This is a genomic window from Bradyrhizobium sp. HKCCYLS3077, from assembly GCF_051167555.1.
Taxonomy (GTDB): domain Bacteria; phylum Pseudomonadota; class Alphaproteobacteria; order Rhizobiales; family Xanthobacteraceae; genus Bradyrhizobium.
Genome location: NZ_JBNPTH010000004.1, coordinates 542,152 through 566,590, shown reverse-complemented (window position 1 = coordinate 566,590; position 24,439 = coordinate 542,152). Strand labels below are relative to the sequence as shown.

At 64.8% G+C, this 24,439-nt stretch carries 23 protein-coding genes; 15 read left to right on the top strand and 8 right to left on the bottom strand.

The genetic code is table 11. The features are described from left to right. The first annotated feature begins 14 nt into the window (after positions 1 to 14). Together ACQR0Z_RS18800 and ACQR0Z_RS18795 are read left to right on the top strand one after the other, a co-directional pair. Positions 15 to 404, top strand: coding sequence for a HesB/IscA family protein (locus ACQR0Z_RS18800; RefSeq protein ID WP_434860915.1), 390 nt, complete (start codon positions 15 to 17; stop codon positions 402 to 404). Between the two features lie 116 nt (positions 405 to 520). Beyond that, positions 521 to 1,081: a TfoX/Sxy family protein gene (locus ACQR0Z_RS18795; protein ID WP_434919620.1), complete on the top strand. Its 561-nt coding sequence runs from the start codon at positions 521 to 523 to the stop codon at positions 1,079 to 1,081. Between the two features lie 11 nt (positions 1,082 to 1,092). Here the strand turns inward: ACQR0Z_RS18795 and ACQR0Z_RS18790 are convergent, their stop codons facing one another. Together ACQR0Z_RS18790 and ACQR0Z_RS18785 are read right to left on the bottom strand one after the other, a co-directional pair. Further along, entirely contained in the window at positions 1,093 to 2,154 is a 1,062-nt protein-coding gene (locus ACQR0Z_RS18790) for a GGDEF domain-containing protein (protein ID WP_434919619.1), read from the bottom strand. Positions 2,155 to 2,520: 366 nt separating this feature from the next. After that, positions 2,521 to 3,993 (bottom strand): DEAD/DEAH box helicase, encoded by a 1,473-nt coding sequence (locus ACQR0Z_RS18785; RefSeq protein WP_434919618.1) that lies wholly within the window; start codon positions 3,991 to 3,993, stop codon positions 2,521 to 2,523. A gap of 485 nt (positions 3,994 to 4,478) precedes the next feature. Between ACQR0Z_RS18785 and ACQR0Z_RS18780 the strand changes: the two genes are divergently transcribed. Next, the gene (locus ACQR0Z_RS18780; RefSeq protein ID WP_434875927.1) at positions 4,479 to 5,975 is read left to right on the top strand and encodes a caspase family protein; all 1,497 of its coding nucleotides are present in this window, start codon (positions 4,479 to 4,481) and stop codon (positions 5,973 to 5,975) included. Positions 5,976 to 5,984: 9 nt separating this feature from the next. Here ACQR0Z_RS18780 and ACQR0Z_RS18775 read toward each other — a convergent pair whose 3' ends face one another. From ACQR0Z_RS18775 to parE, 4 genes are all read right to left on the bottom strand, one after another. Beyond that, complete coding sequence (locus tag ACQR0Z_RS18775) at positions 5,985 to 6,752, bottom strand: SDR family NAD(P)-dependent oxidoreductase (protein WP_434919617.1); 768 nt, start codon at positions 6,750 to 6,752, stop codon at positions 5,985 to 5,987. Between the two features lie 33 nt (positions 6,753 to 6,785). Next, positions 6,786 to 6,971 carry a hypothetical protein gene (locus ACQR0Z_RS18770; RefSeq protein WP_434919616.1) on the bottom strand — a complete coding sequence of 62 codons (186 nt, stop codon included), beginning with the start codon at positions 6,969 to 6,971 and terminating at the stop codon, positions 6,786 to 6,788. Positions 6,972 to 7,159: 188 nt separating this feature from the next. Next, complete coding sequence (locus tag ACQR0Z_RS18765) at positions 7,160 to 7,936, bottom strand: outer membrane protein (RefSeq protein ID WP_434860882.1); 777 nt, start codon at positions 7,934 to 7,936, stop codon at positions 7,160 to 7,162. A 234-nt stretch (positions 7,937 to 8,170) separates the two neighbouring features. Then, positions 8,171 to 10,258: a DNA topoisomerase IV subunit B gene (parE, locus tag ACQR0Z_RS18760; protein ID WP_434860881.1), complete on the bottom strand. Its 2,088-nt coding sequence runs from the start codon at positions 10,256 to 10,258 to the stop codon at positions 8,171 to 8,173. Between the two features lie 249 nt (positions 10,259 to 10,507). Between parE and ACQR0Z_RS18755 the strand changes: the two genes are divergently transcribed. From ACQR0Z_RS18755 to ACQR0Z_RS18705, 11 genes are all read left to right on the top strand, one after another. Continuing rightward, positions 10,508 to 11,038, top strand: coding sequence for a DedA family protein (locus ACQR0Z_RS18755; RefSeq protein WP_434919615.1), 531 nt, complete (start codon positions 10,508 to 10,510; stop codon positions 11,036 to 11,038). A gap of 234 nt (positions 11,039 to 11,272) precedes the next feature. Further along, positions 11,273 to 11,923, top strand: coding sequence for an FMN-binding negative transcriptional regulator (locus ACQR0Z_RS18750; RefSeq protein ID WP_434860879.1), 651 nt, complete (start codon positions 11,273 to 11,275; stop codon positions 11,921 to 11,923). Positions 11,924 to 11,934: 11 nt separating this feature from the next. Further along, entirely contained in the window at positions 11,935 to 12,924 is a 990-nt protein-coding gene (gene argC / locus ACQR0Z_RS18745) for an N-acetyl-gamma-glutamyl-phosphate reductase (RefSeq protein ID WP_434919614.1), read from the top strand. A gap of 94 nt (positions 12,925 to 13,018) precedes the next feature. Next, positions 13,019 to 14,245, top strand: coding sequence for a threonine ammonia-lyase (locus tag ACQR0Z_RS18740; protein ID WP_434875931.1), 1,227 nt, complete (start codon positions 13,019 to 13,021; stop codon positions 14,243 to 14,245). Positions 14,246 to 14,288: 43 nt separating this feature from the next. Next, positions 14,289 to 15,416, top strand: coding sequence for an RNA ligase (locus tag ACQR0Z_RS18735; protein WP_434919613.1), 1,128 nt, complete (start codon positions 14,289 to 14,291; stop codon positions 15,414 to 15,416). A 291-nt stretch (positions 15,417 to 15,707) separates the two neighbouring features. Beyond that, a complete protein-coding gene (locus tag ACQR0Z_RS18730; protein WP_434919612.1) occupies positions 15,708 to 16,967 on the top strand; it encodes an extracellular solute-binding protein in 1,260 nt (419 codons plus the stop codon). Position 16,968: 1 nt separating this feature from the next. Next, positions 16,969 to 17,907 (top strand): carbohydrate ABC transporter permease, encoded by a 939-nt coding sequence (locus ACQR0Z_RS18725; RefSeq protein WP_434919611.1) that lies wholly within the window; start codon positions 16,969 to 16,971, stop codon positions 17,905 to 17,907. Continuing rightward, positions 17,900 to 18,748: a carbohydrate ABC transporter permease gene (locus ACQR0Z_RS18720; protein ID WP_434919610.1), complete on the top strand. Its 849-nt coding sequence runs from the start codon at positions 17,900 to 17,902 to the stop codon at positions 18,746 to 18,748. Before ACQR0Z_RS18725 ends, ACQR0Z_RS18720 begins: the two co-directional genes overlap by 8 nt. A 22-nt stretch (positions 18,749 to 18,770) precedes the next feature. Beyond that, a complete protein-coding gene (locus ACQR0Z_RS18715) occupies positions 18,771 to 19,868 on the top strand; it encodes a Gfo/Idh/MocA family protein (protein ID WP_434919609.1) in 1,098 nt (365 codons plus the stop codon). Between the two features lie 10 nt (positions 19,869 to 19,878). After that, positions 19,879 to 20,523 carry a ThuA domain-containing protein gene (locus ACQR0Z_RS18710; protein ID WP_434860871.1) on the top strand — a complete coding sequence of 215 codons (645 nt, stop codon included), beginning with the start codon at positions 19,879 to 19,881 and terminating at the stop codon, positions 20,521 to 20,523. Beyond that, complete coding sequence (locus tag ACQR0Z_RS18705; protein WP_434860870.1) at positions 20,505 to 21,569, top strand: LacI family DNA-binding transcriptional regulator; 1,065 nt, start codon at positions 20,505 to 20,507, stop codon at positions 21,567 to 21,569. The genes ACQR0Z_RS18710 and ACQR0Z_RS18705 overlap by 19 nt, the downstream gene beginning before the upstream one ends. Before the next feature lie 3 nt (positions 21,570 to 21,572). Here ACQR0Z_RS18705 and ACQR0Z_RS18700 read toward each other — a convergent pair whose 3' ends face one another. Both ACQR0Z_RS18700 and ACQR0Z_RS18695 read right to left on the bottom strand, forming a co-directional pair. Beyond that, a complete protein-coding gene (locus ACQR0Z_RS18700) occupies positions 21,573 to 21,971 on the bottom strand; it encodes an MAPEG family protein (RefSeq protein WP_434860869.1) in 399 nt (132 codons plus the stop codon). Between the two features lie 73 nt (positions 21,972 to 22,044). Further along, a complete protein-coding gene (locus ACQR0Z_RS18695; protein ID WP_434919608.1) occupies positions 22,045 to 23,850 on the bottom strand; it encodes a PHA/PHB synthase family protein in 1,806 nt (601 codons plus the stop codon). Positions 23,851 to 24,157: 307 nt separating this feature from the next. Between ACQR0Z_RS18695 and ACQR0Z_RS18690 the strand changes: the two genes are divergently transcribed. Beyond that, the gene (locus ACQR0Z_RS18690; protein ID WP_434919607.1) at positions 24,158 to 24,394 is read left to right on the top strand and encodes a hypothetical protein; all 237 of its coding nucleotides are present in this window, start codon (positions 24,158 to 24,160) and stop codon (positions 24,392 to 24,394) included. Positions 24,395 to 24,439: the final 45 nt, after the last annotated feature.

The following is a 24,439-nucleotide window of genomic DNA, read 5'->3' as shown; positions in this document are numbered from 1 at the left end:
ACCAGATGACCGATATGACCAACACGCCAGTCGCCACTAAGCCGAAGCCGCGGCCCCGTCCGCAGGTGATGCGGCTGACCGAAGCGGCCGCCGCGCGCATCCGCGAACTCACCGGGCGCGCGGAGTCGGAGATCATCGGCCTGCGAGTCGGTGTCAAGAACGGCGGCTGTGCCGGCCAGTCCTACACGGTCGAATATGCCCATGACATCCGTCCGACGGACGAGGTCGTCGAGGACAAGGGCGTGAAGATCCTGGTCGACCCCAAGGCCGTGCTGTTCCTGCTCGGCACCGAGATGGACTACCAGACCGACAAGATGCAGGCCCAGTTCGTGTTCAACAACCCGAACCAGATCAGCGCCTGCGGCTGCGGCGAGTCGGTGCAGCTGAAGCCCGCCGAGGTCTGATCGTCTCCTTTCCGCCAGGACGCATCCGGGACATTGTTGTGTTCCGGACATTGACACACGCCGCCGTCCCGACCGACAACTTCCACCACAAGCGAGGTTGGGCGGGAGGCATCGCGATGGACCGAGAATTTCTGGTGGATCTGTTCGCCGGATTCGGTCCGGTCACGATCCGGCGCATGTTCTCCGGCTTCGGCATCTCCGCCGACGGCATCAACTTCGCGCTTGCCCTGCGCAGCGGGCTCTACCTGCGGGCCGACGAGACGAGCTTCGACAAGTTCGAGGCTGCGGGATCGAAGCCGTTTTCCTACGAAACCCGTGCCCGCAGCATGACCGTGCGCTCGTATTGGCAGGTGCCGGCGCATCTGTTCGACGACACCGACGAATTCGCACTCTGGGCGAAAGAGGCATTCGCAGCGGCTCAGCGAGCCGCCCTTGCCAAGCAGACGAGGAAGAAGCGCGCCGTGCCGCGCAGCGCACAGGCCGTGAAGGAGGCGGGGCTACAGTCGAGCAAGGCCGAGTCGAGCAAGGCAAAGTCGAGCGGCATCAAGAAAGCCGTGAGCAAGGCCAAGGCAGCCAAGACTCGCAAAGTCGCCAAAAGTCCTACCAAGACGTCTGCAACAGGGCGCAAGGCCGCATCAGGTCGGACAACGCGCTCAGCGTCCTCCCGGACGCGCTGATTTCCGCGCTGTCAGGCGACCTGCGTGGCGGCTGCGCACTCCGGATCGTTCTCGCACACCACCCTGTTGCGGCCGTTGCGCTTGGCCGCGTAGAGGCAGGCGTCGGCGCGTTCGATCAGGGCGTCTGTATCGTCGCTGGCGCGCAGAACCGACACGCCGACCGAGATGGTGACGCGTCCAAGGATCTCTCCGGTCGACTTCTTCTTCAGCTCCTTCGCGGTCACGGCGCGGCGAATCTGGTCCGCCACCGTCAGCGCGTGCTGCAGCGACGTGTTCGGGAGCACGACGGCGAACTCCTCGCCACCATAGCGCGCGGCGATGTCCTGGCCCTTGATCGCGTGCTTCAAGGTCATCCCGACCAGGCGCAGCACCTGGTCTCCGGTGAGGTGCCCGTAGGAGTCGTTGAACGACTTGAAATGATCGATGTCGAACATCAGGAGCGACAGCGGCTGCTTGGTCACGAGCCCCGTCTGCACGGTCGTTTCGATCATCCGGTCGAAATACTTCCGGTTGCCGAGTCCGGTCAGCGGATCGGTCAGGCTTTCGGCGCGGATCACTTCGAGGCTGTGCTGCAGGCCGCTGATCTCGTCCTTGGACAGCGACAGCCGTTCCTCGAGAATCCGGTTGGTCTCGCGCATCTCCTTGGTGGAGTGCGCCAGCGCTTCGATGATGTCGACCAGTTGCTCGCGATTGGTCGCCGACGCCAGCATGCGATCGGCACCGGCGAGACTCGCGTCATAGCTCGCGGTTCGGCCCAGGGCATCGGTGATCATGCCCATGAGGTCGTCGATCTCGCCGACGACCCGTGCGCCGACCTTGTCGATGCGATCTGATGTCTTGAGATGCGCGAGGTAGGATTCGTAGAGCTGATCGAGGTCGGATTGCGTCAGCTTGCCGTTGCGCGACAGCGTCTCGTTGATGACGTCGTTCAGCGGCGCATTGTAGCCGGTCGCGTAGACGTACCAGATCTCGTAGTTGCGCGGAGTGGCCGAGTGGCGAAGCGTTTTGATCTGGCTGAGCGCGACCTCGGCGAAGCCCATCGTGCGTTCGTGTTCGTCAAGCGCGTTGACCACAACAGGTCCTCCCCAATCGCCCGCGTTGCCGTCACAGCAATGAAATAAACAATGCCGGCCAAGCTAAAGGACGTTCGTGAACCAGGGGTAAATACGGCCGTAGAGTTGCGGAGCGGCTGCGCGCCGTTCGGCGGTATTCCACAGCTCATATGCTCGATGAGCTACATATGTGGTGAGGCGACGCGGTGCTGTGTCACTCCCCAGGTCACTGTGCCGGCATCGTTCGATTTGAGCGGATCTGAACCACCTGACGGTGACTAACCTAGGTTGGTTAGTTCACCGGAACTCACCTGAGAAGGCGGAACTCAGATGAGCGTGAGAGTTCCGAGCGCGCTTCATCTCGAGCCGCTCGGAACATCGAGTTGATCAAGGCAGCGGCGCGCGCACCGGGCGCAGCAGAAACGCCGGAAGATGTGAATGATCTGCAGGCTCATTGTCCTGATCGCGCCGTGAACGGCGATGCTCATTGCGCGGCTGATCGCTGCGGGTCGCGGGTGCGGGTGCGGGGCGCGGCGTGGCGGCCTGCGGTGCGCGCGGAGCGGCAGCGGCCGGACGCGGTTCTCGCTCACGGGGCTCCCGCGGCTCGCGCTCCCGCTCACGGGGCTCGCGAGGTTCCCGCTCACGGGGAGCCTTGCCGCGGCTGCGCCGTGAACTGTCGCGATCGCGCGGACGACGTTCACGCTGCTCGTCGTCGTGCGAGGAGTCCTCGACCTCGTAGTTGCCTTCGATCTGCGGGATGGGCTGACCGATCAGCTTCTCGATGGCGACGACCGATTTCTGATCGGCGGGAGACACGATCGAGATCGCGGTTCCGGTGCGGCCGGCGCGGCCGGTGCGGCCAATGCGATGGACGTAGTCGTCGGAATGATGCGGCACGTCGAAATTGAAGACGTGGCTGACTTCGGGAATGTCGAGGCCGCGGGCGGCGACGTCGGAGGCCACGAGCAGCGGCAGCTCGCCCTTGCGGAACTGATCGAGCGCCGCCATGCGCGCCGACTGGTCCATGTCGCCGTGCAGAGCGCCGACGCTGAAGCCGTGCTTCTGCAGCGATTTGTGCACGATCGCGACGTCGCGCTTGCGGTTGCAGAAGATGATTGCGTTCTTGAGATCCTTGGCCTCGCGCAGCAGGCGGCGCAGCACGTCGCGCTTCTGATGCGCCTCGCGTCCCGACGGCACCTGCAACTGGGTGACGGTGACCGCGGTCGTAGCCGGCTTGGAGACTTCGACCTTCTGCGGATTATGCAGGAAGGCGTCGGTGATGCGCCGGATTTCCGGCGGCATGGTCGCGGTGAAGAACAGGGTCTGCCGGGTGAAGGGCACGAGCTTGCAGATGCGCTCGATGTCCGGAATGAAGCCCATGTCGAGCATGCGGTCGGCTTCGTCGATGACCAGGAGCTCGACACCGGTCAGCAGCAGCCCGCCGCGCTCGGTGTGGTCGAGCAGGCGGCCCGGCGTCGCGATCAGGACGTCGACGCCGCGGGTCAGCTTGGCATCCTGGTCACCGAAAGAAACGCCGCCGATCAGCAGGGCGACGTTGAGCTTCTGTCCGACGCCGTAGCGGTCGAAATTCTCTTTGACCTGGGCGGCGAGCTCGCGGGTCGGTTCCAGGATCAGCGTGCGCGGCATCCGCGCGCGGGCGCGGCCCTTTTCCAGGATGGTGAGCATCGGCAGGACGAAGGCGGCGGTCTTGCCGGTGCCGGTCTGGGCGATGCCGAGAACGTCGCGGCGCGCCAGCACATGCGGAATCGCCTGTTCCTGAATGGGAGTGGGCGTGGTGTATCCGGTTGCCGCTACTGCAGCCAACACCTTGTCGGACAAGCCGAGATTGGAAAAAGACATCGAGCCTCTATGTCACGCGCCAACAGGCGACGGGGCCTCTATTCGACGCCGCCGTTAGGAATCGAGGGGTAAAAGGCTGTGGTCGCGTTCAACCCCGAAACGGCATGCTCTAAGGAAGCTGGGGGTTTTCTGACTTACGCTGACCGGCGGCGAATTTCTCAGGAATCGGATTTCCCGGCCGCGCTGCTGCGGAAGATAGGGGCGAATCGCGCAAAGTCAATGGAAGAGGGTCGCGAAGTGCCGAAAAAGCTTAATGTTTTTGCATTTTTTCCGGGCAACTCGTCGTCTTGCCGTCGCACTTCGGGGTCACCGAAGTCGGCGCGCCGGAATGGCAAGGCGAGGCGCCGTCGAATTGTCGACGGAATTGCGGCGTGTGTTCGGCGCCAAGCCGCCGGGGCAGGGCGCACCAGCCTGGCTGCGTGAACCGGCGGTGAGGGGCGGCCGACTATCGGAGGCGCAGCCTCATGCGACGAGGGCAGGGACGAATGATGAGATCGATGCGGACGGTGCAGGCGCTCCTGGTGGCCCTGCTGGCCATGGTCGTGGCTCCGGCCGCCCATGCCGAGAAGCGCGTGGCGCTCGTCGTCGGCAACAACGACTATCGTTACGTCCCGAAGCTGCAGAAGGCCGTCAACGACGCGCGCACCATGGGCGATACGCTGAAGCAGCTCGGCTTCAACGTCATGGTTGCGGAAAACCTGAATCGGCAGCAGTTCAGCCAGACGCTGCTCGCGTTCGACAACGCGGTCGAGCCAGGCGATACCGCGTTCTTCTTCTACGCCGGCCATGGCTTCGAGATCGCCGGCCAGAACTTCCTGCTGCCGACGGACGTGCCGGCCGCGACTGAAGGGCAGGAGGAGCTGGTGCGCGACGCCTCGATCCTTGCCGACCGCATCATCGAGCGGCTGCAGAACAAGAAGGCGCGCACCTCCATCCTGGTCTTCGACGCCTGCCGCAACAATCCGTTCGAGCGTTCGGGCACGCGCGCCGTCGCAGGTGGCGGCGGCTTGGCGCCGATGACGCAGCTGCCCGAGGGCGTGTTCTCGGTGTTCTCGGCCGGTCCGCGGCAGACCGCGCTCGACCGGCTTTCGAATGATGACGCCAATCCGAATTCGGTGTTCACGCGCACCTTCGCCAAGGAGCTGACGCAGCCCGGAGTCAACCTCGTCCAGGTCGCTCAGCGCACCCGGCGCGCCGTCAGCGAACTCGCCGAGACCGTGCGCCACAAGCAGATCCCGGTCTATTTCGACCAGATGGTCGACGATGTCTTCCTCAACGGGATGGCCAAGGGGCCGGTCGCCGACAAGCCGGCCGAGCCGCAGCAGAAGCTCGCGGCGCTGCCGCCGGTCTCCGCGCCGAAGATCCCGCCGGCCAACGAGATCCTGAACGCGCCGATCGCGATGTTCTCGCGCCACAATGGCGGCTGGACCGTCACGTTCTCGATCGCCGACCCGACGCTCGGCATTTCCTGGCGCATGGGTGAAAGCGGAGACTTCCGCGAGACCGGCTTCATGGACGTGCTGGATCCGCGCACGCGCAAGCGCATGCCCAATCCGTCGATCCAGCTGCCGGCGGACGAGCCCGCAGGCACCATCCAGGTCCGCTATGTCGATGCCTCCGGCGAAATGCAGGGGCCATTTCCGATCCGGTTCGAGCCGGAGACCGCGCTGGTGCGCGACCAGCGCAAGATCCTCGACATGACCGCGACGAGCTGGCTGTCGTTCCGCGAGTTCAACGGGCTGCTCGTCTACTACACGCACCTGATGTCGTATCGCTGCGCGATCCGCGAGGTGCGCATCGGCATCGACTCGGCCGTGCCGGACAAGGTGCTGAACATGCCCGGCTGCGACATGCGCGACCCCAGCGCGATTCCCTCCAACGCGACGCCCTATCTCAAGCTGCCGCCGGCGACGAAGTTCGTCTCGGTCGAGCTGACCTATCGCGACGGCAGCGTGTCGGAGATCAAGAGCTTCCGGCGCTGAGGCGCAACGTCAGGCCATGATCGAGTAGCCGCCGTCGACCGGAATCGCGGTGCCCGTGACGAAGTCCGCGGCCGGCGAGCTCAGGAACGTTGCGATGCCGGCGAAGTCGTCGATGTCGCCCCAGCGCCCGGCCGGCGTGCGTCCCAGCACGCGGTCGTGCAGGCCGTCGATCTGCTTGCGGGCGGCGCGCGTCAGATCGGTGTCGATCCAGCCTGGGAGAATCGCATTGACCTGGATGTTGTCGGGCGCCCAGGCGCAGGCACAGGCGCGCGTGTACTGCACGATGCCGCCCTTGCTGGCGGCATAGGCCGGCGCGAAGCTCGCGCCGAAGATCGACAGCATCGACCCGATATTGATGATCTTGCCGCCGCCATTGGCCTTGAGGGCGGGGTAGGCGGCCTTGGAGCACAGGAAGGCGCTGGTCAGGTTGGTATCGATCACCTCCTGCCATTCCTCCAGTTCGAGCAGATGGGGCGGCTTGCGGATGCTCATGCCGGCGTTGTTGATCAGGATGTCGATTCGCCCGAGCTCGGCGGTGACACGCGCGACCATCGCGGCGACATCGTCCTTGTTGCTGACGTCGGTCTTGACGGCGATGGCGCGGACACCGCGGGCGGCGAGATCGGTAACAGCCGCCTGCGACTTCTCCTCGTTGCGTCCGACCACGGCGATATCGGCGCCGACGTCGGCCAGTCCGCGGGCCATTCCCAGACCGATTCCGCCATTGCCGCCGGTGACGATCGCAACTTTCCCACTCAGGTCGAAACGGCCTGCCATGCGCATTCTCCAAATCAATTTGAAAGAGGGATTTCAGCAGGTGCCCTGCCAGATCATGACCAGGCCCAGCGCGCCCATGCCGACGCCATAGCCGGCCCATTGCAGCTGGTTGATCATGAAGCTCGTCCGCGGCCAGGCCACCGCGCCGGTGCCCTGACCGACCCAGAACAGGCCGATCGCGAGCAGGAGCAGGCCGCCGATCATCAAGAATCTTCGCATGGCCACATCCTCCCGTGTCGACTGGCTGCACAGCATCGGAGACGCTGCTGCCGTCTTTTTTGTGGAGGTCAGCCTAGCGGCGCATCGTCACACTGACCAGCGCCGCATGTTGGCGCCCAAAACAAAAAGCCCCGGGGGTGACCCGGGGCTCTTCGCAAAGAATTCGGACAGTGCCGAGCGCCGATGGCTCAGTACTTTGCGACCACCGGGCCGGTCCAGTTGAAGCGGTAGACCAGCGAGGTCGTGATCGTCTGCACCCACGGCTTGAACGAGACGCTGTCGGTCGTCGCCAGGCCAGCGTTGGTGCGGACCAGGACGTCCTTGCGGTCGTAATAGGCCGCGCGGTATTCGGTCTTCATGAACCAGCCCGGCGCCGAGATGCCGAAGATGTTCAGGTTGTTCTCGACACCGCCGCCGACGAACCAGCCAGCGCGATCGAAACCGTCGGTGCGGAAGCCGGAAGCAGCGCCGGTCAGCGTGGTCAGGTTGGTGCCCGACCAGTGCGAACCGGAGTAACCGGCGTTGACGTAGGAGAGAACGTTCGGCGCAACCAAGTAACCGACGCGAGCGCCAGCGGCCCAGGCGGTTTCCATCTTGATGCGGCCGGTGAGGGCAGCGAACTGATCCTGCAGGGTGCCGCGGAGGCTGCCGAACTGACCGTCGGCGAACACGCCGAACACCCAGGTCGGGTTGACCTGCCAGTCGTAGCCAGCACCGACGGTGCCGAGGAAGCCGTCGCCACCGACGCGCTGATCGATCGTCACCGGCACGCCGTTGAAGTTGGTGTGCGAGTCGGCATCCCAGAGACCGCCGCCAGCACCACCGAAGATGTAGAAGCCGGTCCAGCTCGGGGCAACCGGAGCCATCATCGGCGCCTTGGCATACGGGCGGGCGGCGAGGTCAGCAGCCGATGCTGCGCCAGTCATCACCACGATCGAAGCGGCAGCGAGCAAAAGCTTTTTCATATCAAAATCCCCAAGTCGTCGTGACGTAAGTGCCGGGCGGCGACGATTCCCTCGCCTCATGTGTCCGGACTATAGCCGATTGGTGCCTAAAAGCTGTTGCCGCTTGAGCACACCCGCAGGGGAAAGTACGGTCCGGACCGCCGTTTGGCGTGTTAACGTATTGGTTAGAAAAGAGAAAAGCAGGCCCACGCGAGCGCGTGGAACCTGCAATCGTCGCGAGAAACCGGCCAAAAACTAGACGTCGAGCAGCTCGTCGCTGGCAAATTCCGCCTTTTCCGAAATGAAGGCGAAGCGGGCCTCCGCTTTCGTGCCCATAAGGCGCTCGACCGAGTCGGCGGTGCCGTCGCGGTCGTCGGCGACCAGCGTCACCCGCAGCAGGGTCCGCTTGGCCGGATCCATGGTGGTTTCCTTGAGCTGCGCGGGCATCATCTCGCCGAGGCCTTTGAAGCGGCCGATCTCGACCTTGGCGTTGGCGTTGAACTCGCGCTTCAGCAGCTCGTCGCGATGGGCGTCGTCGCGGGCGTAGAATGTCTTGCTGCCATGCGTCAGCCGGTAGAGCGGCGGCACGGCGAGGTACAGATGGCCCTCGTCAATCAGCCGCGGCATCTGCCGGTAGAAGAAGGTGATCAGCAGCGAGGCGATGTGGGCGCCGTCGACGTCGGCGTCGGTCATGATGATGATCCGCTGGTAGCGCAGATCCTCTTCGCGATACGCGGCGTTGGTGCCGGCGCCGATCGCCATCACGAGGTCGGCGAGCTGGGCGTTGGCGGTCAGCTTGTCCTTGCCGGCCGAGGCGACGTTGAGAATCTTGCCGCGCAGCGGCAGCACGGCCTGCTTCTTGCGGTCGCGCGCCTGCTTGGCGCTGCCGCCGGCCGAATCGCCCTCGACGATGAACAGCTCGGAGCCTTCGGTGCCGGCGTCGGTGCAGTCGGCGAGCTTGCCGGGCAGGCGCAGCTTCTTGGTCGCGGTCTTGCGCGCCGTCTCCTTTTCCTGGCGGCGGCGGATGCGCTCCTCGGCGCGCTCGACGACGAAGTCGAGCAGCCGGTTCGCCTGCACCGGATTGCCGGACAGCCAGTGATCGAACGGGTCCTTGACCGCCTGCTCGACGATCCGCTGCGCTTCGGCGGTGGCGAGACGGTCCTTGGTCTGGCCCTGGAATTCCGGCTCGCGCACGAACACCGAGAGCATGATGGCGGCGCCCGCCATGATGTCCTCGGAGGTGATGTTGGCCGAACGCTTGCCCTGGCCGACGCGTTCGGCGTGGTCCTTGAGGCCGCGAAGGAGGGCGCTGCGGATGCCCGACTCATGCGTGCCGCCATCGGGCGTCGGAATCGTGTTGCAATAGGACGACAGGAAGCCGTCGGCATCGGCGGTCCAGGCCACCGCCCATTCGCAGCCGCCATGGCCGCCGGTGCGGCCCGACTTGCCGGCGAAGATGTCGGGATGGACCAGCGTGTCGGCGTGGATCGCCGCTGCGAGATAGTCCTTCAGGCCGCCCGGGAAGTGGAACGTCGCCTCGGGCTGGACGTCCTCGATGCCCTTGAGCAGCGACGGATCGCACTTCCAGCGGATCTCGACGCCGCCGAACAGATAGGCCTTGGAGCGCGCCATCTTGAACAGGCGCTGCGGCTTGAACGTCGCCTTGGCGCCGAAGATGGTCGGGTCGGGCTGGAATCGCACCCGCGTGCCGCGGCGGTTCGGCGCCTTGCCGACCTCCTCGAGTTTGCCCTTGGGATGGCCGCGCTCGAAGATCATGCGATAGAGCTTTTGGTTGCGCGCGACCTCGACCTCGAGCCGGGTCGACAGCGCGTTCACCACGGAGATGCCGACGCCGTGCAGACCGCCCGAGGTCTCATAGACCTTGGAATCGAACTTGCCGCCCGCGTGCAGGGTGCACATGATGATTTCGAGCGCCGACTTCTTCGGAAATTTGGGGTGCGGGTCGATCGGAATGCCGCGGCCGTTGTCGGTGACGGTCAGGAAGCCCTCGGCGTCGAGCTCGACTTCGATGAAGGTGGCGTGGCCGGCCAGCGCCTCGTCCATCGAGTTGTCGATGACCTCGGCGAACAGGTGATGCAGCGCCTTCTCATCGGTGCCGCCAATGTACATGCCGGGACGGCGGCGCACCGGCTCCAGGCCTTCCAGCACCTCGATGTCGCGAGCGGTATATTCACCCTCGGAACCTGCCGCACGCGCGGCTGGCTTGGCTGGAGATTTGGCTTCGGGCTTGGTCTGGGCCTTGCCCTTTGCGGCGAATGCCGCCAGCGGGTCGGCGACGCCCTTGGCCTTGGCTTTTGCAGCTGATTTCAACGGCTTACCCATGGAATCTTGATGTTGCGCTTGCGCGAGATGGAACGAATCGTTGCGCCTGACTATGCCATGGACCGGCATAAGACAATGATCCCGGAAACGAGGGACCCTGCTGCGGACAGGCCATTCGGCCGCGTTCACGCGCGACAGCCGGTTGTTGTGACTTGAAGTCGGCAGGCTCCGTGGCGTACCAGTCTGCGCCAGGGAACCGCGAAGGCCTTCAAGCACTTAAGCGCCCCAAAGCAGAAAGGCGTCGAGCAGATGGAAGATTTTGGCCGCGCGGTTGCCGATTTCGTGCGCGACCATCAGGCCTGGGCTGCCCCGGTCGTCCTGCTGCTGGCCTTCGGCGAGTCCCTGGCCTTCATCTCGCTGCTGATTCCGGCGTGGGGCGCCCTGGTCGCGATCGGCGCCCTGATCGGCGCCACCGGCATCAGCTTCTGGCCGGTGTGGTTGGCGGGCGGTATTGGAGCTGCGCTCGGCGACTGGGTGTCCTATTGGTTCGGCTATCGCTACAAGGACCGCGTCGTCCAGATGTGGCCGCTGTCGCTCTATCCGGAGCTGCTGCCGCGCGGCGAGGCCTTTGTCCGCGACTGGGGCGTGCCGAGCATCTTCATCGGCCGATTCTTCGGTCCGCTCCGCGCCTCGGTGCCGCTGGCGGCCGGCATCTTCGAGATGCCCTACATGATGTTCCAGATCGCCAATTTCGTGTCGGCGCTGGTCTGGTCGGCGGTGCTGCTGCTGTTCGGCGACATCATCGGGCGCATCATGGAGTGGCTCTGGCGCACGGTCTGATCCGCGGCCCGGCGCGTTGCGACCTTGACGCAGGAACCGCGCGGTCTTATAGCCCTGCGCCCATGATCAACGCAGCGACCATTTTCATCGCCGACATGCGCCGTCGTACCCCCGCGGTACGGGCGATGGTCTGCGTCTAGATCATCACCCTTGCCGCCGGATCCGGTCCCGCGGCAGACCTTTCCCTTGCAGCGAGATTGATCAGGCGGCTCCTTCGTCCAGCAGGAGTTTCCGATGTACACGCCACCGCCTTTCAAGCCTGACCGCGCCGCGAGCCTCGGCTTCGCGGATGCGCGCGGCTTCGGCACGGTCTGCGCGTGGGACGGCACCCGGCCGATCGCATCCCCGCTGCCATTTCATCTGGGGGCGCTGAACGACGGTACGCCACAGGCGTTCTTTCATGTTGCCCGCAACAATCCGCTGGTGAAGCTCGCCGACGGCAAGACCCCGTGGCTGGTCGCCGTTAACGGCTCCGACGCCTATGTGTCGGCCGACTGGTACGTCTCGCCCGACCAGGTGCCCACCTGGCTCTATCAGACGGTGCATCTGACCGGCGCGGCGCAGGTGCTGTCAGAGGCCGAGCTGGCCGCACAGGCTGACGCGCTCAGTGCCAAGTTCGAGCAGCGGCTGTTGCCGAAGACGCCATGGACCTCGGACAAGATGACGGCCGGCCGACTGGAGGCGATGCGCAAGGCGATCGTCGGCATCGTGATGACGATCGACGAGGTCGAGGGCAGCTTCAAGCTCAACCAGCACAAGTCCGAGGCCGACTACGCCGCGGTGGCGACCCGGCTCGGCGAGCGGCCCGACATCGGCTCGCAACAGATTTCCTCTCTCATGCGGCAGGCGCGGCCCCAGGCCTTTGCCGGCGAAACCCAGACCTGAAGGAGCGTGTCATGACCGTGATCGATAGCAACCCGCCGAAAGCTCAGACCGGAGCGGGCGCCGCAATGCGTTCGGTGTTCGTCGACGGCGGCTCGGGCACGACCGGCCTCGGGATCGCCGAGCGGCTCGCGCATCAGAGCGACATCGTCGTGAAGACGATCGCCGAGGACAAGCGCAAGGATCCGGAAGCCAAGCGGACGCTGATGGCCGAGGTCGACCTCGTCATCCTTTGTCTGCCCGACGATGCCGCGAAGGAGACGGTCGCGCTGATCGACGGCATGGGCAGCGCGGCACCGAAGGTGCTGGACGCCTCGACCGCGTATCGGGTCGCACCGGACTGGGCCTATGGCTTCCCGGAGCTTGCGGCCGACCAGGCCGACAAGATCCGCAATGCCCGCAAGGTTTCCAATCCCGGCTGCTATCCGACCGGCGGCATCGCGCTGCTGCGGCCGCTGGTCGATGCCGGACTGATGCCGCAGGATTATCCGGTGACCGTGAACGCGGTGAGCGGCTATTCGGGTGGCGGCAAGGCCATGATCGCGGCTTATGAGAACGGCACCGCGCCGAATTTCGAGCTGTACGGCCTCAGCCTCGAGCACAAGCATCTGCCCGAGTTGCAGCTCTATTCGAAGCTGACGCGGCGGCCGATCTTCATTCCCTCCGTCGGCAACTACCGGCAAGGCATGCTGGTCTCCGTGCCGCTGCAGCTCGACACGCTGCCGGGCAAGCCCTCGGGAGCCGACCTGCAGGCCGCGCTGGCGAAGCACTATGCCGGCAGCAAATATGTCTCGGTGATGCCGCTCGACGGCGCGGCGGCCAAGAGTGGCCGGCTCGAACCGGAGGCGCTCAACGACACCAACCAGCTCGAGCTGCACGTGTTCGCCAGCGACAAGCACCATCAGGCGGTGCTGGTGGCGCGGCTCGACAATCTCGGCAAGGGGGCGTCGGGCGCGGCCGTGCAGAACATGCGGCTGATGCTCGGGCTGCCCGATCTCGGCTGAGGTCGATCCGCGGTCATCCGGCCGGAACGATTACAACATCATGCGAGGCCGGCGCTCCGCCTGCCTCGCCGCAAACCAAAGCTGGGCGACACCCATGACCGCTATCGATCTGACTGCGCTGCCCGTCACCATGAACGATGTCCGCGCCGCCGCAGATACGATCGGCGGCGTCGTGCTCGAGACCGCCTGCAACCAGAGCCGGACGCTCGGCGAGATCTGCGGCTGCAACATCTGGCTCAAATTCGAGAACCTGCAGTTCACGTCGTCGTTCAAGGAGCGCGGCGCGCTGAACCGGCTGAATGCGCTGTCGGCTGAGCAGAGAGAGCGCGGCGTGATCGCGATGTCCGCCGGCAACCACGCGCAGGGCGTCGCCTACAATGCGCGGCGCCTCGGCATTCCCGCGACCATCGTGATGCCCGTGGGCACGCCGATGGTGAAGATCGAGAATACCAAGCGGCATGGCGCCGAGGTCGTGATCTCCGGAGCGACTTTGGAAGAGTCCGGCGCATTCGCAAGGGAGCATGGCGCTGCGCGCGGCATGACCATGATCCATCCCTACGACGATCCGCTGATCATCGCCGGGCAGGGCACGGTTGCACTGGAAATGCTGGCGGTGGTGCCTGAACTCGACACGCTGGTGGTGCCGATCGGCGGCGGCGGGCTGATCTCCGGCATGGCGGTCGCTGCAAGGGCGCTCAAGCCGGACATGCGCATCATCGGCGTTCAGGCCGAGCTGTATCCGTCGATGTACAACGCGATCAATCACAGCAGCCTGCCGATGCGCGGCGACACGCTGGCGGAGGGCATCGCGGTGAAATCACCGGGCCGCATCACGACCGAGATCATCGGCCATCTCGTCGACGACATCCTGCTCGTGACCGAGCCGCAGATCGAGCGCGCGCTCGCCACGCTGATCTCGATCGAGAAGACGGTCGTCGAGGGCGCCGGCGCCGTGGGGCTCGCGGCCGTGCTCGCGCATCCCGCGCCGTTTGCCGGCCGCAATGTCGGCCTCGTGCTGTGCGGCGGCAACATCGATACCCGCCTGATCGCCTCCGTTCTCACGCGCGAACTGGCCCGCGAGGGCCGGTTGACGCAGCTGTCGATCGACATCGTCGATCGCCCGGGACAGCTCGCGGCCGTGTCCGCTCTGCTGGCCGATGCCGGTGCCAACATCATCGAGGTGTCGCATCAGCGCACCTTCTCCGCTCTGCCGGCGAAGGCGACCTTGCTGGAGCTGGTGATCGAGACCCGCGATCAAGCGCACCTCAATGAGGTGATGGCGAAGCTGGTCGCCGCCGATTTCAAGGCCCGCTGCACCTGACAGAGCCTCGCGCTCCAACTGACGTCGATTTTGGAATGCAACGATGTTCAAGACCATTCGGCATATTTCCGACGTCGAGCCCGCGGTCGCCGGGAAGAAGGAGATCCGTTTCCTCTCCCAGCCCAATGGCATCACGCTCGGCTGTTATCTGTTCATGGACTCCAAGACCTTCGACTCTCCCGAGGCGCTGGAGTGCCGCGGTATCGCGTTCGACCGCGCCGGCCATATCGTGTCGCGGCCGCTGCACAAGTTCTTCAATATCGGCGAGAAGGAATGGCTGGCGCCGGACCGGCTGCTCTCGCGCGACGATATCGTCGCGATCTACGACAAGCTCGACGGCAGCATGGTCGCGACGGCCTGGGTCGATGATCAGCTGAAGTGGCGGTCAAAGAAGTCGTTCAACTCCGATGTGGTTCGTCTGGCGGCTCAGCTGCTGGACCGGCCGGAGCACGCCGGCATCGACGCCTTCGCCAAGGAAATCGCAAGTGCCGGCATGACCGCGATCTTCGAGTTGACCCATCCCGACGCCCGGATCGTCGTCGCGCAGGATCAGCCCGAGCTGCGGTTGTTGCATGTGCGCGACAACGTCACCGGCCAGTATGTCATGCTGGACAGCGGCCATGCCGTTCATGACTTGATCGGCAGCCACGGCGTTCCGCTGGTGCACCGTTTCGACGGGTTGTCGCTTGCGGCGGCCATCGACTCGCTCACTGATATGGAGGGCAGGGAAGGCTACGTCATCCAGTTCGCCAACGGCGACATGGTCAAGATCAAGTGCCCCTGGTACCTGCGCATCCATCGCAGCCTGTCGTTCTTGCGCGAGCGCGACATCGCCTGGCTGGCGCTCAACGAGGAACTGGATGACGTCAAGGGTCACTTGGTCGAAGCAGGCGTCGATCTGGCCGCGGTGAATGAGGTCGAGGCGCGTCTGAAGACCATGCTCTCCGGCTTCCTCGATGAGATCGAGGCCATCTATCAGCGCGACCGCGATCTCGACCGCAAGAGCTTTGCGATCGCCAACAAGGACCATCCGCTGTTCGGCCTGGCGATGCAGCGCTATCTCGGCAAGGAGGTTACCTTGCTCGACTGGTACGGACGCACGCGTCTGAAGGACGATTTCAGCCTGCGTCCGCTGGTCGACGAAACGCTGATCGACGCCCTCGACGGCTGAGGCGGGGCCGGCCCCGCGCGTGCAGGGAGCCGGGCCGGCCGTTGGCGAGCGAAGCAGCACGCCCGCGCCAGCGCGGCGTGCTGCTGATTGTCGGGCATGCCCCTGGTCCTCACAGCAACAGTTCGACTGACAACGTCGGCACGATCTCGCGTGCGCATTGTGCATCGCGCAATCGTGCTGCACGCGCGAAGCTTCATCAGGCATGAGGTTGTCAGGTCAGAATTTTAGTTGCGCACCTCAAAAATTGAGGACAGGATTACCTCAACAAAGAAAACGGTTGGGAGGATTCTGATGAGACTGCTCGCGAAGCTGGGAGTCGCTGCGGCCGCATGCGTGCTTGCGGGCACCGCCGCCGTTGCCGACACCACCGTCAAATGGCTGCACATCGAGGTCAATCCGGCCCAGGTGAAGATCTGGGAGGAGGTGGCGCGCGCCTACGAGGCGTCGCATCCGGGCACCAAGATAGAGATGCAGTTCCTCGAAAACGAAGCCTACAAGGCCAAGCTGCCGACCATCCTGCAATCCAAGGACCGGCCGAACATCATCTACAGCTGGGCCGGCGGCGTGCTGAAGGCGCAGATCGAAGCCGGCGTTCTCGAGGACATCACCGACCAGGTGAAGGGCTACAGCGACAGCCTGACCCCGGCGGCGCTCGCGGCCTTCACCGACAACGGCAAAGTCTACGGTCTGCCGACCGCGCTGTCGCAGGTCGGCTTCGTCTGCAACAAGGAGCTGATCGCCAAGGCGAAGGTCGATCCCGCAGCCATCAAGACGTGGGACGATCTGCTCGGCGCCGTGAAGACCCTGAAGGCCGCGGGTGTCACGCCGATCGTCGTCGGCGGCGCCGACAAATGGCCGCTGCATTTCTACTGGACGCATCTTGCGGTGCGCATCGGCGGCAAGCCGGCCTTCGATGCAGCGCTGCGCGGCGAGAATGGCGGCTTCGCCGGTGACACCTTCGTCAAGTCGGGCGAGATGTTCAAGCAGCTGGTCGATCTCCAGCCGTTCCAGAACGGTTTCCTCGGTTTCAAGAACCCGCAGGCCGTTGGCTATTTCGGCGACGGCAAGGCGGCGATGACGCTGGCGATCAGCTCGGTCTACAACCTGCAGCGGGCGCTCGCGGCCGACAAGGTGGGCTTGGGCGAGGACAAGATCTGCTGGTTCGACTTCCCGACCGTGGCCGGCGGCAAGGGCGCGCCGACCGATACGCTCGGCGGCATCACCGGCTGGCTGGTCACCAAAGGCTCGCCGAAGGAGGCGGTCGACTTCCTGAAGACCTTCATCTCGAAGGATGTGCAGACGCGGCTTGCGGCCGGCAATTTCATCGTCCCGGTGGTGCAGGGCGCCGACGCCGGCCTCAACAACGCCTTCATGAAGCAGATTGCGTCGAATCTGGCGAAGTCGAACTATCACCAGAACTTCTACGACCAGAGCCTCGGACCGTCGGTCGGTCGTGTCGTCAACGACGTTTCCGCGGAGATCGCGGGCGGCAGCATGAGTCCCCAGGACGCGGCGAAGGCGATCGAGGCGGCGCGCAAGCAGGGCAACTGAGGTGCGTCCGATCGCGAGTACGTCGTCGCTGCAGGTCGCGCGGCCGCCGCTGGCCGCGCAGGCGAACCGCGGCCCGAGCTGGGATGGCCGTTTCACGGTGATCATCCTGTTCCTGCCGCCAGCGCTTCTGCTGTTCACGCTGTTCGTGGTGCTGCCGATCGGCGAAGCCGCCTGGTATTCCGGCTTCAACTGGAACGGGTTCGGCCGGCCGACCAACTGGATCGGCTTCGACAACTACCGGTTCGTGCTGGAGACGCGCGCGTTCTGGCTCGCGCTCCGCAACAACGGCCTGATCATCGCTGTCTCGCTCTGCGTCCAGTTGCCGCTGGCGCTGACCCTGGCCCTGATGCTCGCGGAACGGTTTCGCGGAGCTGTCGCGCTGCGCATGCTGTTTTTCATGCCCTATATCCTCGCGGAGATCGCAACCGGACTGATCTTCAGCTTCGTCTATGACGGCGACTACGGGCTCGTCGCCTCGATCTGGCGCAGCTTCGGCGCCGAGCCGCCGCATCTGCTGGCCTCCACGGACACCGCAATGCTGGCGGTTCTTATCGTCATCGTCTGGAAATATTTCGGCTTCCACATGATGCTGTTCATTGCGGCGCTGCAGAGTATCGACAGGAGCCTGATCGAGGCTGCCCGGATCGATGGCGCGACGCGGACGCAGAGCCTGCGCCACATCGTCATCCCCTTGCTCTATCCGACGATCCGGCTGTCCGTCTTCTTCGCGATCATCGGCTCGCTGCAGCTGTTCGACCTGGTGATGCCGCTGACGCGCGGTGGCCCGGCGGACTCGTCGAATACGATGGTGAGCTTTCTCTACAACAACGGCATCTCGCGCATGCGCGTGGGTTACGGCAGCGCCATCGGCGTCATCCTGTTCGTGATCTGCGTGACCTTTGCCTTCACCTACAAGCGATGGTTCATGCGCGATGAATAGGGCCGAGATCACCCAAGAGTCGTTCGATCCGGCCGTGCTGTTCAAGGCGGCATTTCTGACGCTTATCGCCATACTCGTGCTGGTCCCGCTGCTGGCGACTCTTCTCGGCGGTTTCAAGTCGCTAGGCGAACTGCGCGTCAATCCGTTCGGTCTGCCCCGGCATTGGGAGTGGCAGAACTATGCCGACATCCTGTTCTCCGGTCGTTATTGGCAGCTGCTGCGCAACTCGCTGATCATCTCGACCTTGACCGTGGCGTTGACCCTGATCGTGGCCTCCATGGCCGCGTTCACCTTCGCCCATGTGAGATTCTTCGGCAGCTCGATGCTGCTCAGCTATTTGACGCTCGGGCTTCTGTTTCCGGCGGCGACCGCGGTGCTGCCGCTGTTCATCAAGGTGCGCGACCTCGGCCTGCTCGATACTTATTTCGGCGTCGCGCTGCCGCAGGTCGCCTTCAGCCTCGCCATGAGCGTGCTGCTGCTACGGCGTTTCTTCAAGGACATCCCCTACGAGCTGCTCGAAGCCGCGCTGGTCGACGGCTGCAGCTACGTGAAATTCTTCCGCTACGTGACCTTGCCGCTGTCGCGCCCGATCCTGGCCACGGTTGGCACCATCACCTTCGTCAACAGCTGGAACGCCTACCTGCTGCCGCTGGTGATGCTCAACACCGATGCGCTGTATCCCTGGCCGCTCGGCATCATGGTCTATCAGGGCGAATATTCGTCCGAGTGGCACCTGATCCTGGCCTTCATCACCCTGACCATCCTGCCCACCATCATCCTGTTCCTTCTGGCGCAGAAGCACATCGTTGCCGGCCTGACGTCGGGGGCGGTCAAGGGATGAACCTGACACCACGGAGACTGCAATGAGACGCGTCGGCATCGGCATCATCGGATGCGGCAATATCAGCACCGCCTATCTGAAAGCGGCGCAGCGCTTCCCGGTCCTCGACATCAAGGCGCTTGCGGACATGCGCAGCGACGCGGCCGAGCGGCAGGGCGCCGCCTTCGGCCTTCCGGGCATGCGGGTCGACCAGCTGCTCAAGCGCGACGACATCGAGATCGTCATCAATCTCACCGTGCCGCTCGCGCACACCGACGTCAGCCTCGCGGTGCTCAATGCCGGCAAGCATGTTCATTCCGAGAAGCCGCTCGGCATCGACGTCGCCGAAGCGCGCAAGGTGATCGAGTTGGCCGCGCAAAAGAACCTGCGCGTCGGCTGCGCGCCCGACACGTTTCTCGGCGGCGGCCACCAGACCGCGCGCAAGCTGATCGACGACGGCGCGATCGGCACGCCCGTCGCCGGCAGCGTCTTCTTCGGCTGTCCCGGGCATGAGCGCTGGCACCCGGCGCCGGGCTTCTACTACCTGCGCGGCGGCGGCCCGATGCTCGACATGGGGCCGTACTACATCACCGACCTCGTGCAGCTGCTCGGTCCCGTCGCGAGCGTGATGGGCTCGACCGCGCGCCCGCGGGCGGAGCGTCTGGTCACGAGCCAGCCGATGAACGGCACGCTGATCCCCGTCGAGGTCGCGACGCATGTTTCCGGCACGCTCGAATTCGAGAGCGGGGCAGTGGTGTCGGTCACGATGAGCTTCGATGTGCCGAAGCACCGGCATGCGCCGATCGAGATCTATGGCGACAAGGGCAGCATGGTGGTGCCTGACCCGAACCGCTTCGGCGGCGACGTGCAGATCGCCAAGACCGGCGGCGACTGGGAGACGATGCCGCTGACGCATGTGCATGTCGACGGTGAATTCCGCTCGATCGGCGTGGCCGACATGGCCACCGCAATCCTGAACGACCGGCCGCATCGCGCCAGCGGCGCGCTTGCCTTCCACGTGCTGGAGGTGATGGAGGCGTTCCAGACCTCCGCCAATGAAGGCCGCCGCGTCAGGATCGAGAGCCGCGTCGAGCGGCCGGCGATGCTGCCGGCGGGACGCGACACCGGACAGATCGACTGAGGACGGACATATGCGCAAGGCAATGATTGTATGGGGCGGCTGGGCCGGGCATGACCCGGATCTCTGTGCGTCGATGATCCGGGGCTGGCTGAAGGCCGAAGGATTCGAGGTCCGGATCGAGACTACGACGGCGGCGTTCGCCGATCCGGCCATCCATGATCTCTCGCTGATCATTCCGATCTATACGATGTCCAAGATCGAGAAAGCTGAGGCACTCAACCTTTGCGCCGCGGTGCGCAGCGGCGTCGGCCTGGCCGGCCATCACGGCGGCATGGGCGACGCCTTCCGTGACTCCGTCGACTACCAGTTCATGTGCGGCGGGCAATGGGTCGCGCATCCCGGCAACATCATCGACTACCGGGTCGACTTGACCAGGCCGGACGATCCCATCATGAAGGGACTGACGAGTTTCGAGCATCGGTCCGAGCAGTATTACATGCATGTCGACCCGGCCAACGAGGTGTTGGCGACCACGACCTTCACCGGCGAGCACGCCCCCTGGATCGAGGGTGTCGTGATGCCCGTGGTTTGGAAGAAGCGGTACGGTTCCGGCCGCGTGTTCTATTCCTCCCTCGGCCATCGTGCCTATGAGCTCGACGTGCCGGAGATTCGCACGTTGATGACCCGCGGCATGCTATGGGCGGCCCGCGAGTGACAGCAGGTGCGCCCCCGGCGCCCGTTCGCGCCACGCTCGAGGATGTCGCGCGGACGGCAGGCGTGTCGCTCGCGACCGTCGACCGCGTCATCAACCGGCGCGAGGGTGTCAGGGCGAAGACCGTGGCCCGCGTCGAGGCCGCGGTGGCGAAGCTTGGCTACCGCGCCGATATCGCCGCCGCGCGGCTCGCGCGCGGACAGAGCTTCCGCTTCGCCTTCGTGCTGCCGACCGGCGGCAACAGTTTCATGACCAGCCTGACCGAGCAGGTCCGGCACACCGCGGATTGGCTGGCCGGCCAGCGCGGCTTCATCGACATCCTCCACGTCGACGTGTTCGATCCGGACGTGCTGGCAAGTGCGCTGGAAACGCTGTCGCCGGCCTATCAGGGCGTCGCCGTCATCGCGCTCGATCATCCCCGCGTCCGCGCCGCGATCGACGAACTGACGGCGCGAGGCGTTGCGGTGGTGACGCTGGTCTCGGACGCGCCGAGTTCGCGCCGCCTGCATTATGTCGGCATCGACAATCCCGCCGCAGGACGAACCGCCGCCACGTTGATGGGACGCTATCTCGGCGGCCAGGAGGGCACCGTCGCGGTCATCGCCGGATCGCTGTCGCTGCGCGATCATGCGGAGCGGCAGTTCGGCTTCAACCAGATCCTGTCGAGCGAGTATCCCAATCTGCGCGCCTTGCCCGTAATCGAGGGCCGCGACGACAGCGAGCGCACGCGGGAGTTGACGTCCGCGCTGCTCGCGCGCCATGCCGACCTCCGCGGCATCTATTGCTGCGGCGCCGGCAATCGCGGCATCGCCGATGCGCTGGAAGCCTCGGGCCGGGCGCGCGAGGTGGTGTGGATCACTCATGAGCTGACCCAGCATACGCGACGCTTCCTGGTGCGCGGCACGCTGGACGCGATCATCAACCAGGATCCCGGCCACGAGGCGCGCTCGGCGGCGCGCGTCCTGCTCGCCCATTGCTCGGGCGAGCCGATCAGCCCCGATCAGGAGCGCATCCGCATCGACATCTTCCTACGCGACAATCTGCCGTAGAGATCACAGCCAGCCGAAGATCGCGATCGCCAGTACGGCCTGGGCCGCGAAACCGACCACGAAGGCGAGCGTCCGGAACACGGGCAGGCCGATCGCATAGACGATGACGTGAGCCACGCGCGACCAGAAATAGACGGCGCAGGCAAGCACGGTCCATTTGGTCGAGTAGTCGATCGCGTTCAGGATCAGCACCAGCGGCGCGAAGATCACGAGGTTCTCGACCGCATTGTCGTGCGCGAACATGAGCCGGTTCGCCCAGGCCGAGTGGGGCTTGTCGTTGCGGGAGGGGTTGGCCATGGCGCCGGTGAGGCCGCGGACCTGGCAGCGGTTCAAGATGTAAGGAACCCACAGCAGGCCGGTCAGAATGACCGTCAGCGTCAGCCAGAACAGTTCGCGCGTCATCGAGATCCCCTCAACTGATTACCGTCCCGTCCCGGCGGGACGGAGCGGTTATAGTCAATCGCGGCTGATCACGCTACGCGCGGACACGCACATAGGACCCCGGCGCATCCTCGAGCGGTGGATAGGCCTCGCTGCCGATGCTGCGCGCGGGAACTTCTTCGGGATCGAGCTGGCCGAGCCATTCGCGCCAGTCCGGCCACCACGAGCCCTTGTGCTCCTGCGCCCCCTTCATCCAGTCCTTCAGCGAGATGTCGTGGATCTGGTCGTTGGTCCAGTACTGGTACTTGCCGGAGGAGGGCGGGTTGACCACGCCGGCGATGTGTCCGGAGCCGGACAATACATACTTCACCGGACCGCCGAAGAATTGCGAGCCGTACAGCACGGAGTCCGCGGGCGCGATGTGGTCCTCACGGGTGGCGAGATTGTAGACCGGCACCTTCACCTTGGAAAGATCGAGCAGCGTGTTGTCGAGCACCATGGTGCCCTGGGTCAGCCGGTTCTCCAGATAGCAGTTGCGCAGGTAGTAGGAGTGATTGGCCGCCGACATCCGCGTGGCGTCCGAGTTCCAGTGCAGCAGGTCGAACGCCTGCGGCGGCTGGCCCTTGAGGTAGTTGTTGACGACATAGGACCAGATCAGGTCGTTCGACCTGAGCATGTTGAAGGCCATCGCCATCTTGCTGCCCTCGAGCACCCCCGAGGCCTGCATGTCGCGCTCCAGCGCGGAAATCTGCGTCTCGTCGACGAACACCAGCAGATCACCGGCGTGGGTGAAGTCGACCTGGGCTGCCAGGAACGTCGCCGAGGTCACGCGCTGGCGCCGCTTGTCGGCGAGCCAGGCCAAGGTCGTGGCCAGCATGGTGCCGCCGACGCAATAGCCCATCGTGTGGACCTTCATCTCACCCGTCACCTTCTCGATGACGTCCATCGCGGTGAGCGGACCTTCCTTCATGTAGTCTTCCCAGGTCTTGGTCCCCAACGACTTGTCGGGATTGACCCAGGAGATCACGAACACGGTGAGGCCTTGATCGACGCACCACTTGATGAAGGATTTCTCCGGGCGCAAATCGAGGATGTAGAACTTGTTGATCCAGGGCGGCACGATCAGCAGCGGCGTGCGCAGCACGTTCTCCGTCGCCGGCGCGTACTGGATCAGCTGCATCATTTCGTTCTGGAAGATCACCTTGCCCGGCGTCGTCGCCATGTTGACGCCGACCTCGAGATTGGCCGGATCGGACTGCCGGATCTTGAGCGTGCCCTTGCCGGCCTCGATGTCCTCGGCGAGCATCTGCATGCCACGCACGAGATTGTCGCCGCTCGAAGCAACGGTCTGCCGCATCACTTCAGGATTGGTCAGGACGAAATTCGACGGCGCCAACGCATTGGTGATCTGGTTGACGTAGAACTCGGCCTTCTTGCGCGTGTGCGGATCGAGCCCCTCGGCATTGTGGACGAGGTCCTGCGCCCACTGCGTCGTCAGCAGGTAGGCCTGCATGACGAAATCGTAGAACTGGTTCGACTTCCACTCGGGATCGGCAAAACGCTTGTCGCGCGGCGACGGCGAGATCGCCGGCGGCGCTTCCTCGCCCGCGAGACGTCGCGCGGCCGAGCCCCAGAGGTCGAGATAGCCCTTCGCCATCTTGGTCTGGATGTCGCTGGCGCGATCCTTGTCCGACAGCCAGTAGTCGGCGACAGCCGTGAACGACTTGACGACCTCCGTCAGCTCCGTCGGCGGCCGGTCCTGAACCTCGCCGGTCTCGCGCGGCTTCAGGTAGGCGGACAACGCCTTTCCGCTGCTTTCCATGGCCTTCGCGATGTTCATCGCGAAGGCTTCCGCATCGAATGTCTTTTCTGAATTGGTCTTGTTCTGAACGTCGGTCATGGCCCGATTACACTATCGCGTCGAATTCGTTTCGTCACCGCGCGAGATCAACAATGCGGGAGTTTGCAGTTAATTCGATTTCTGCGTGTTGCGTTGCGGAAAGCTTCTTGCTTTCGTCACCTTTCCGTCGCATCTGGGCAAAAATCCTGTTCAGTCGCCAAGGTTTCGAGTGACAAGCGGTTGTGCTGCGGCAAAATGTGCCGGGTTGCGTGGGCTGGCGTCGTGGGACGCCGAAGGGGATCTGGGCGGGATGCCGGTGGGGCGGGGCTGGACAGCGGCGAGGCGTGCCGTGGCGGGAGTGGCGTTGATGTGCGCCGCGCTCACGCTCGCCTCGTGCTCCAGCCAGATCGCGGATATGCCCTCGCTCGACGCCGAGGCGGTTGCTCGGCCGCGGGAGCCCGGGGACTATCTGCCGGTGAACGACGTGCCGCGCGATCGGGACGGGGCGACGATCTCGCCAGAGGAGCGGGCCAGGATCCAGAAGGAGCTGCTGGCTGCCCGCGACCGGCAGGCCTCGGCGGCCACGAGCGCCAAGCCGAAATGACCAAACGATGGGCAATCGGCCGGTCCTGACGGCGCAATTGTCTGG

What these genes read in the sequence shown, in the direction of transcription:
- ACQR0Z_RS18800 (WP_434860915.1), top strand. Translation starts at nt 15, where the DNA reads ATGACCAACACGCCAGTCGCCACTAAGCCGAAGCCGCGGCCCCGTCCG.
- ACQR0Z_RS18795 (WP_434919620.1), top strand. Translation starts at nt 521, where the DNA reads ATGGACCGAGAATTTCTGGTGGATCTGTTCGCCGGATTCGGTCCGGTC.
- ACQR0Z_RS18785 (WP_434919618.1), bottom strand. Translation starts at nt 3,993, where the DNA reads ATGTCTTTTTCCAATCTCGGCTTGTCCGACAAGGTGTTGGCTGCAGTA.
- ACQR0Z_RS18780 (WP_434875927.1), top strand. Translation starts at nt 4,479, where the DNA reads ATGATGAGATCGATGCGGACGGTGCAGGCGCTCCTGGTGGCCCTGCTG.
- ACQR0Z_RS18775 (WP_434919617.1), bottom strand. Translation starts at nt 6,752, where the DNA reads ATGGCAGGCCGTTTCGACCTGAGTGGGAAAGTTGCGATCGTCACCGGC.
- ACQR0Z_RS18770 (WP_434919616.1), bottom strand. Translation starts at nt 6,971, where the DNA reads ATGCGAAGATTCTTGATGATCGGCGGCCTGCTCCTGCTCGCGATCGGC.
- ACQR0Z_RS18765 (WP_434860882.1), bottom strand. Translation starts at nt 7,936, where the DNA reads ATGAAAAAGCTTTTGCTCGCTGCCGCTTCGATCGTGGTGATGACTGGC.
- parE (WP_434860881.1), bottom strand. Translation starts at nt 10,258, where the DNA reads ATGGGTAAGCCGTTGAAATCAGCTGCAAAAGCCAAGGCCAAGGGCGTC.
- ACQR0Z_RS18755 (WP_434919615.1), top strand. Translation starts at nt 10,508, where the DNA reads ATGGAAGATTTTGGCCGCGCGGTTGCCGATTTCGTGCGCGACCATCAG.
- ACQR0Z_RS18750 (WP_434860879.1), top strand. Translation starts at nt 11,273, where the DNA reads ATGTACACGCCACCGCCTTTCAAGCCTGACCGCGCCGCGAGCCTCGGC.
- argC (WP_434919614.1), top strand. Translation starts at nt 11,935, where the DNA reads ATGACCGTGATCGATAGCAACCCGCCGAAAGCTCAGACCGGAGCGGGC.
- ACQR0Z_RS18740 (WP_434875931.1), top strand. Translation starts at nt 13,019, where the DNA reads ATGACCGCTATCGATCTGACTGCGCTGCCCGTCACCATGAACGATGTC.
- ACQR0Z_RS18735 (WP_434919613.1), top strand. Translation starts at nt 14,289, where the DNA reads ATGTTCAAGACCATTCGGCATATTTCCGACGTCGAGCCCGCGGTCGCC.
- ACQR0Z_RS18730 (WP_434919612.1), top strand. Translation starts at nt 15,708, where the DNA reads ATGAGACTGCTCGCGAAGCTGGGAGTCGCTGCGGCCGCATGCGTGCTT.
- ACQR0Z_RS18720 (WP_434919610.1), top strand. Translation starts at nt 17,900, where the DNA reads ATGAATAGGGCCGAGATCACCCAAGAGTCGTTCGATCCGGCCGTGCTG.
- ACQR0Z_RS18715 (WP_434919609.1), top strand. Translation starts at nt 18,771, where the DNA reads ATGAGACGCGTCGGCATCGGCATCATCGGATGCGGCAATATCAGCACC.
- ACQR0Z_RS18710 (WP_434860871.1), top strand. Translation starts at nt 19,879, where the DNA reads ATGCGCAAGGCAATGATTGTATGGGGCGGCTGGGCCGGGCATGACCCG.
- ACQR0Z_RS18705 (WP_434860870.1), top strand. Translation starts at nt 20,505, where the DNA reads ATGGGCGGCCCGCGAGTGACAGCAGGTGCGCCCCCGGCGCCCGTTCGC.
- ACQR0Z_RS18700 (WP_434860869.1), bottom strand. Translation starts at nt 21,971, where the DNA reads ATGACGCGCGAACTGTTCTGGCTGACGCTGACGGTCATTCTGACCGGC.
- ACQR0Z_RS18695 (WP_434919608.1), bottom strand. Translation starts at nt 23,850, where the DNA reads ATGACCGACGTTCAGAACAAGACCAATTCAGAAAAGACATTCGATGCG.
- ACQR0Z_RS18690 (WP_434919607.1), top strand. Translation starts at nt 24,158, where the DNA reads ATGTGCGCCGCGCTCACGCTCGCCTCGTGCTCCAGCCAGATCGCGGAT.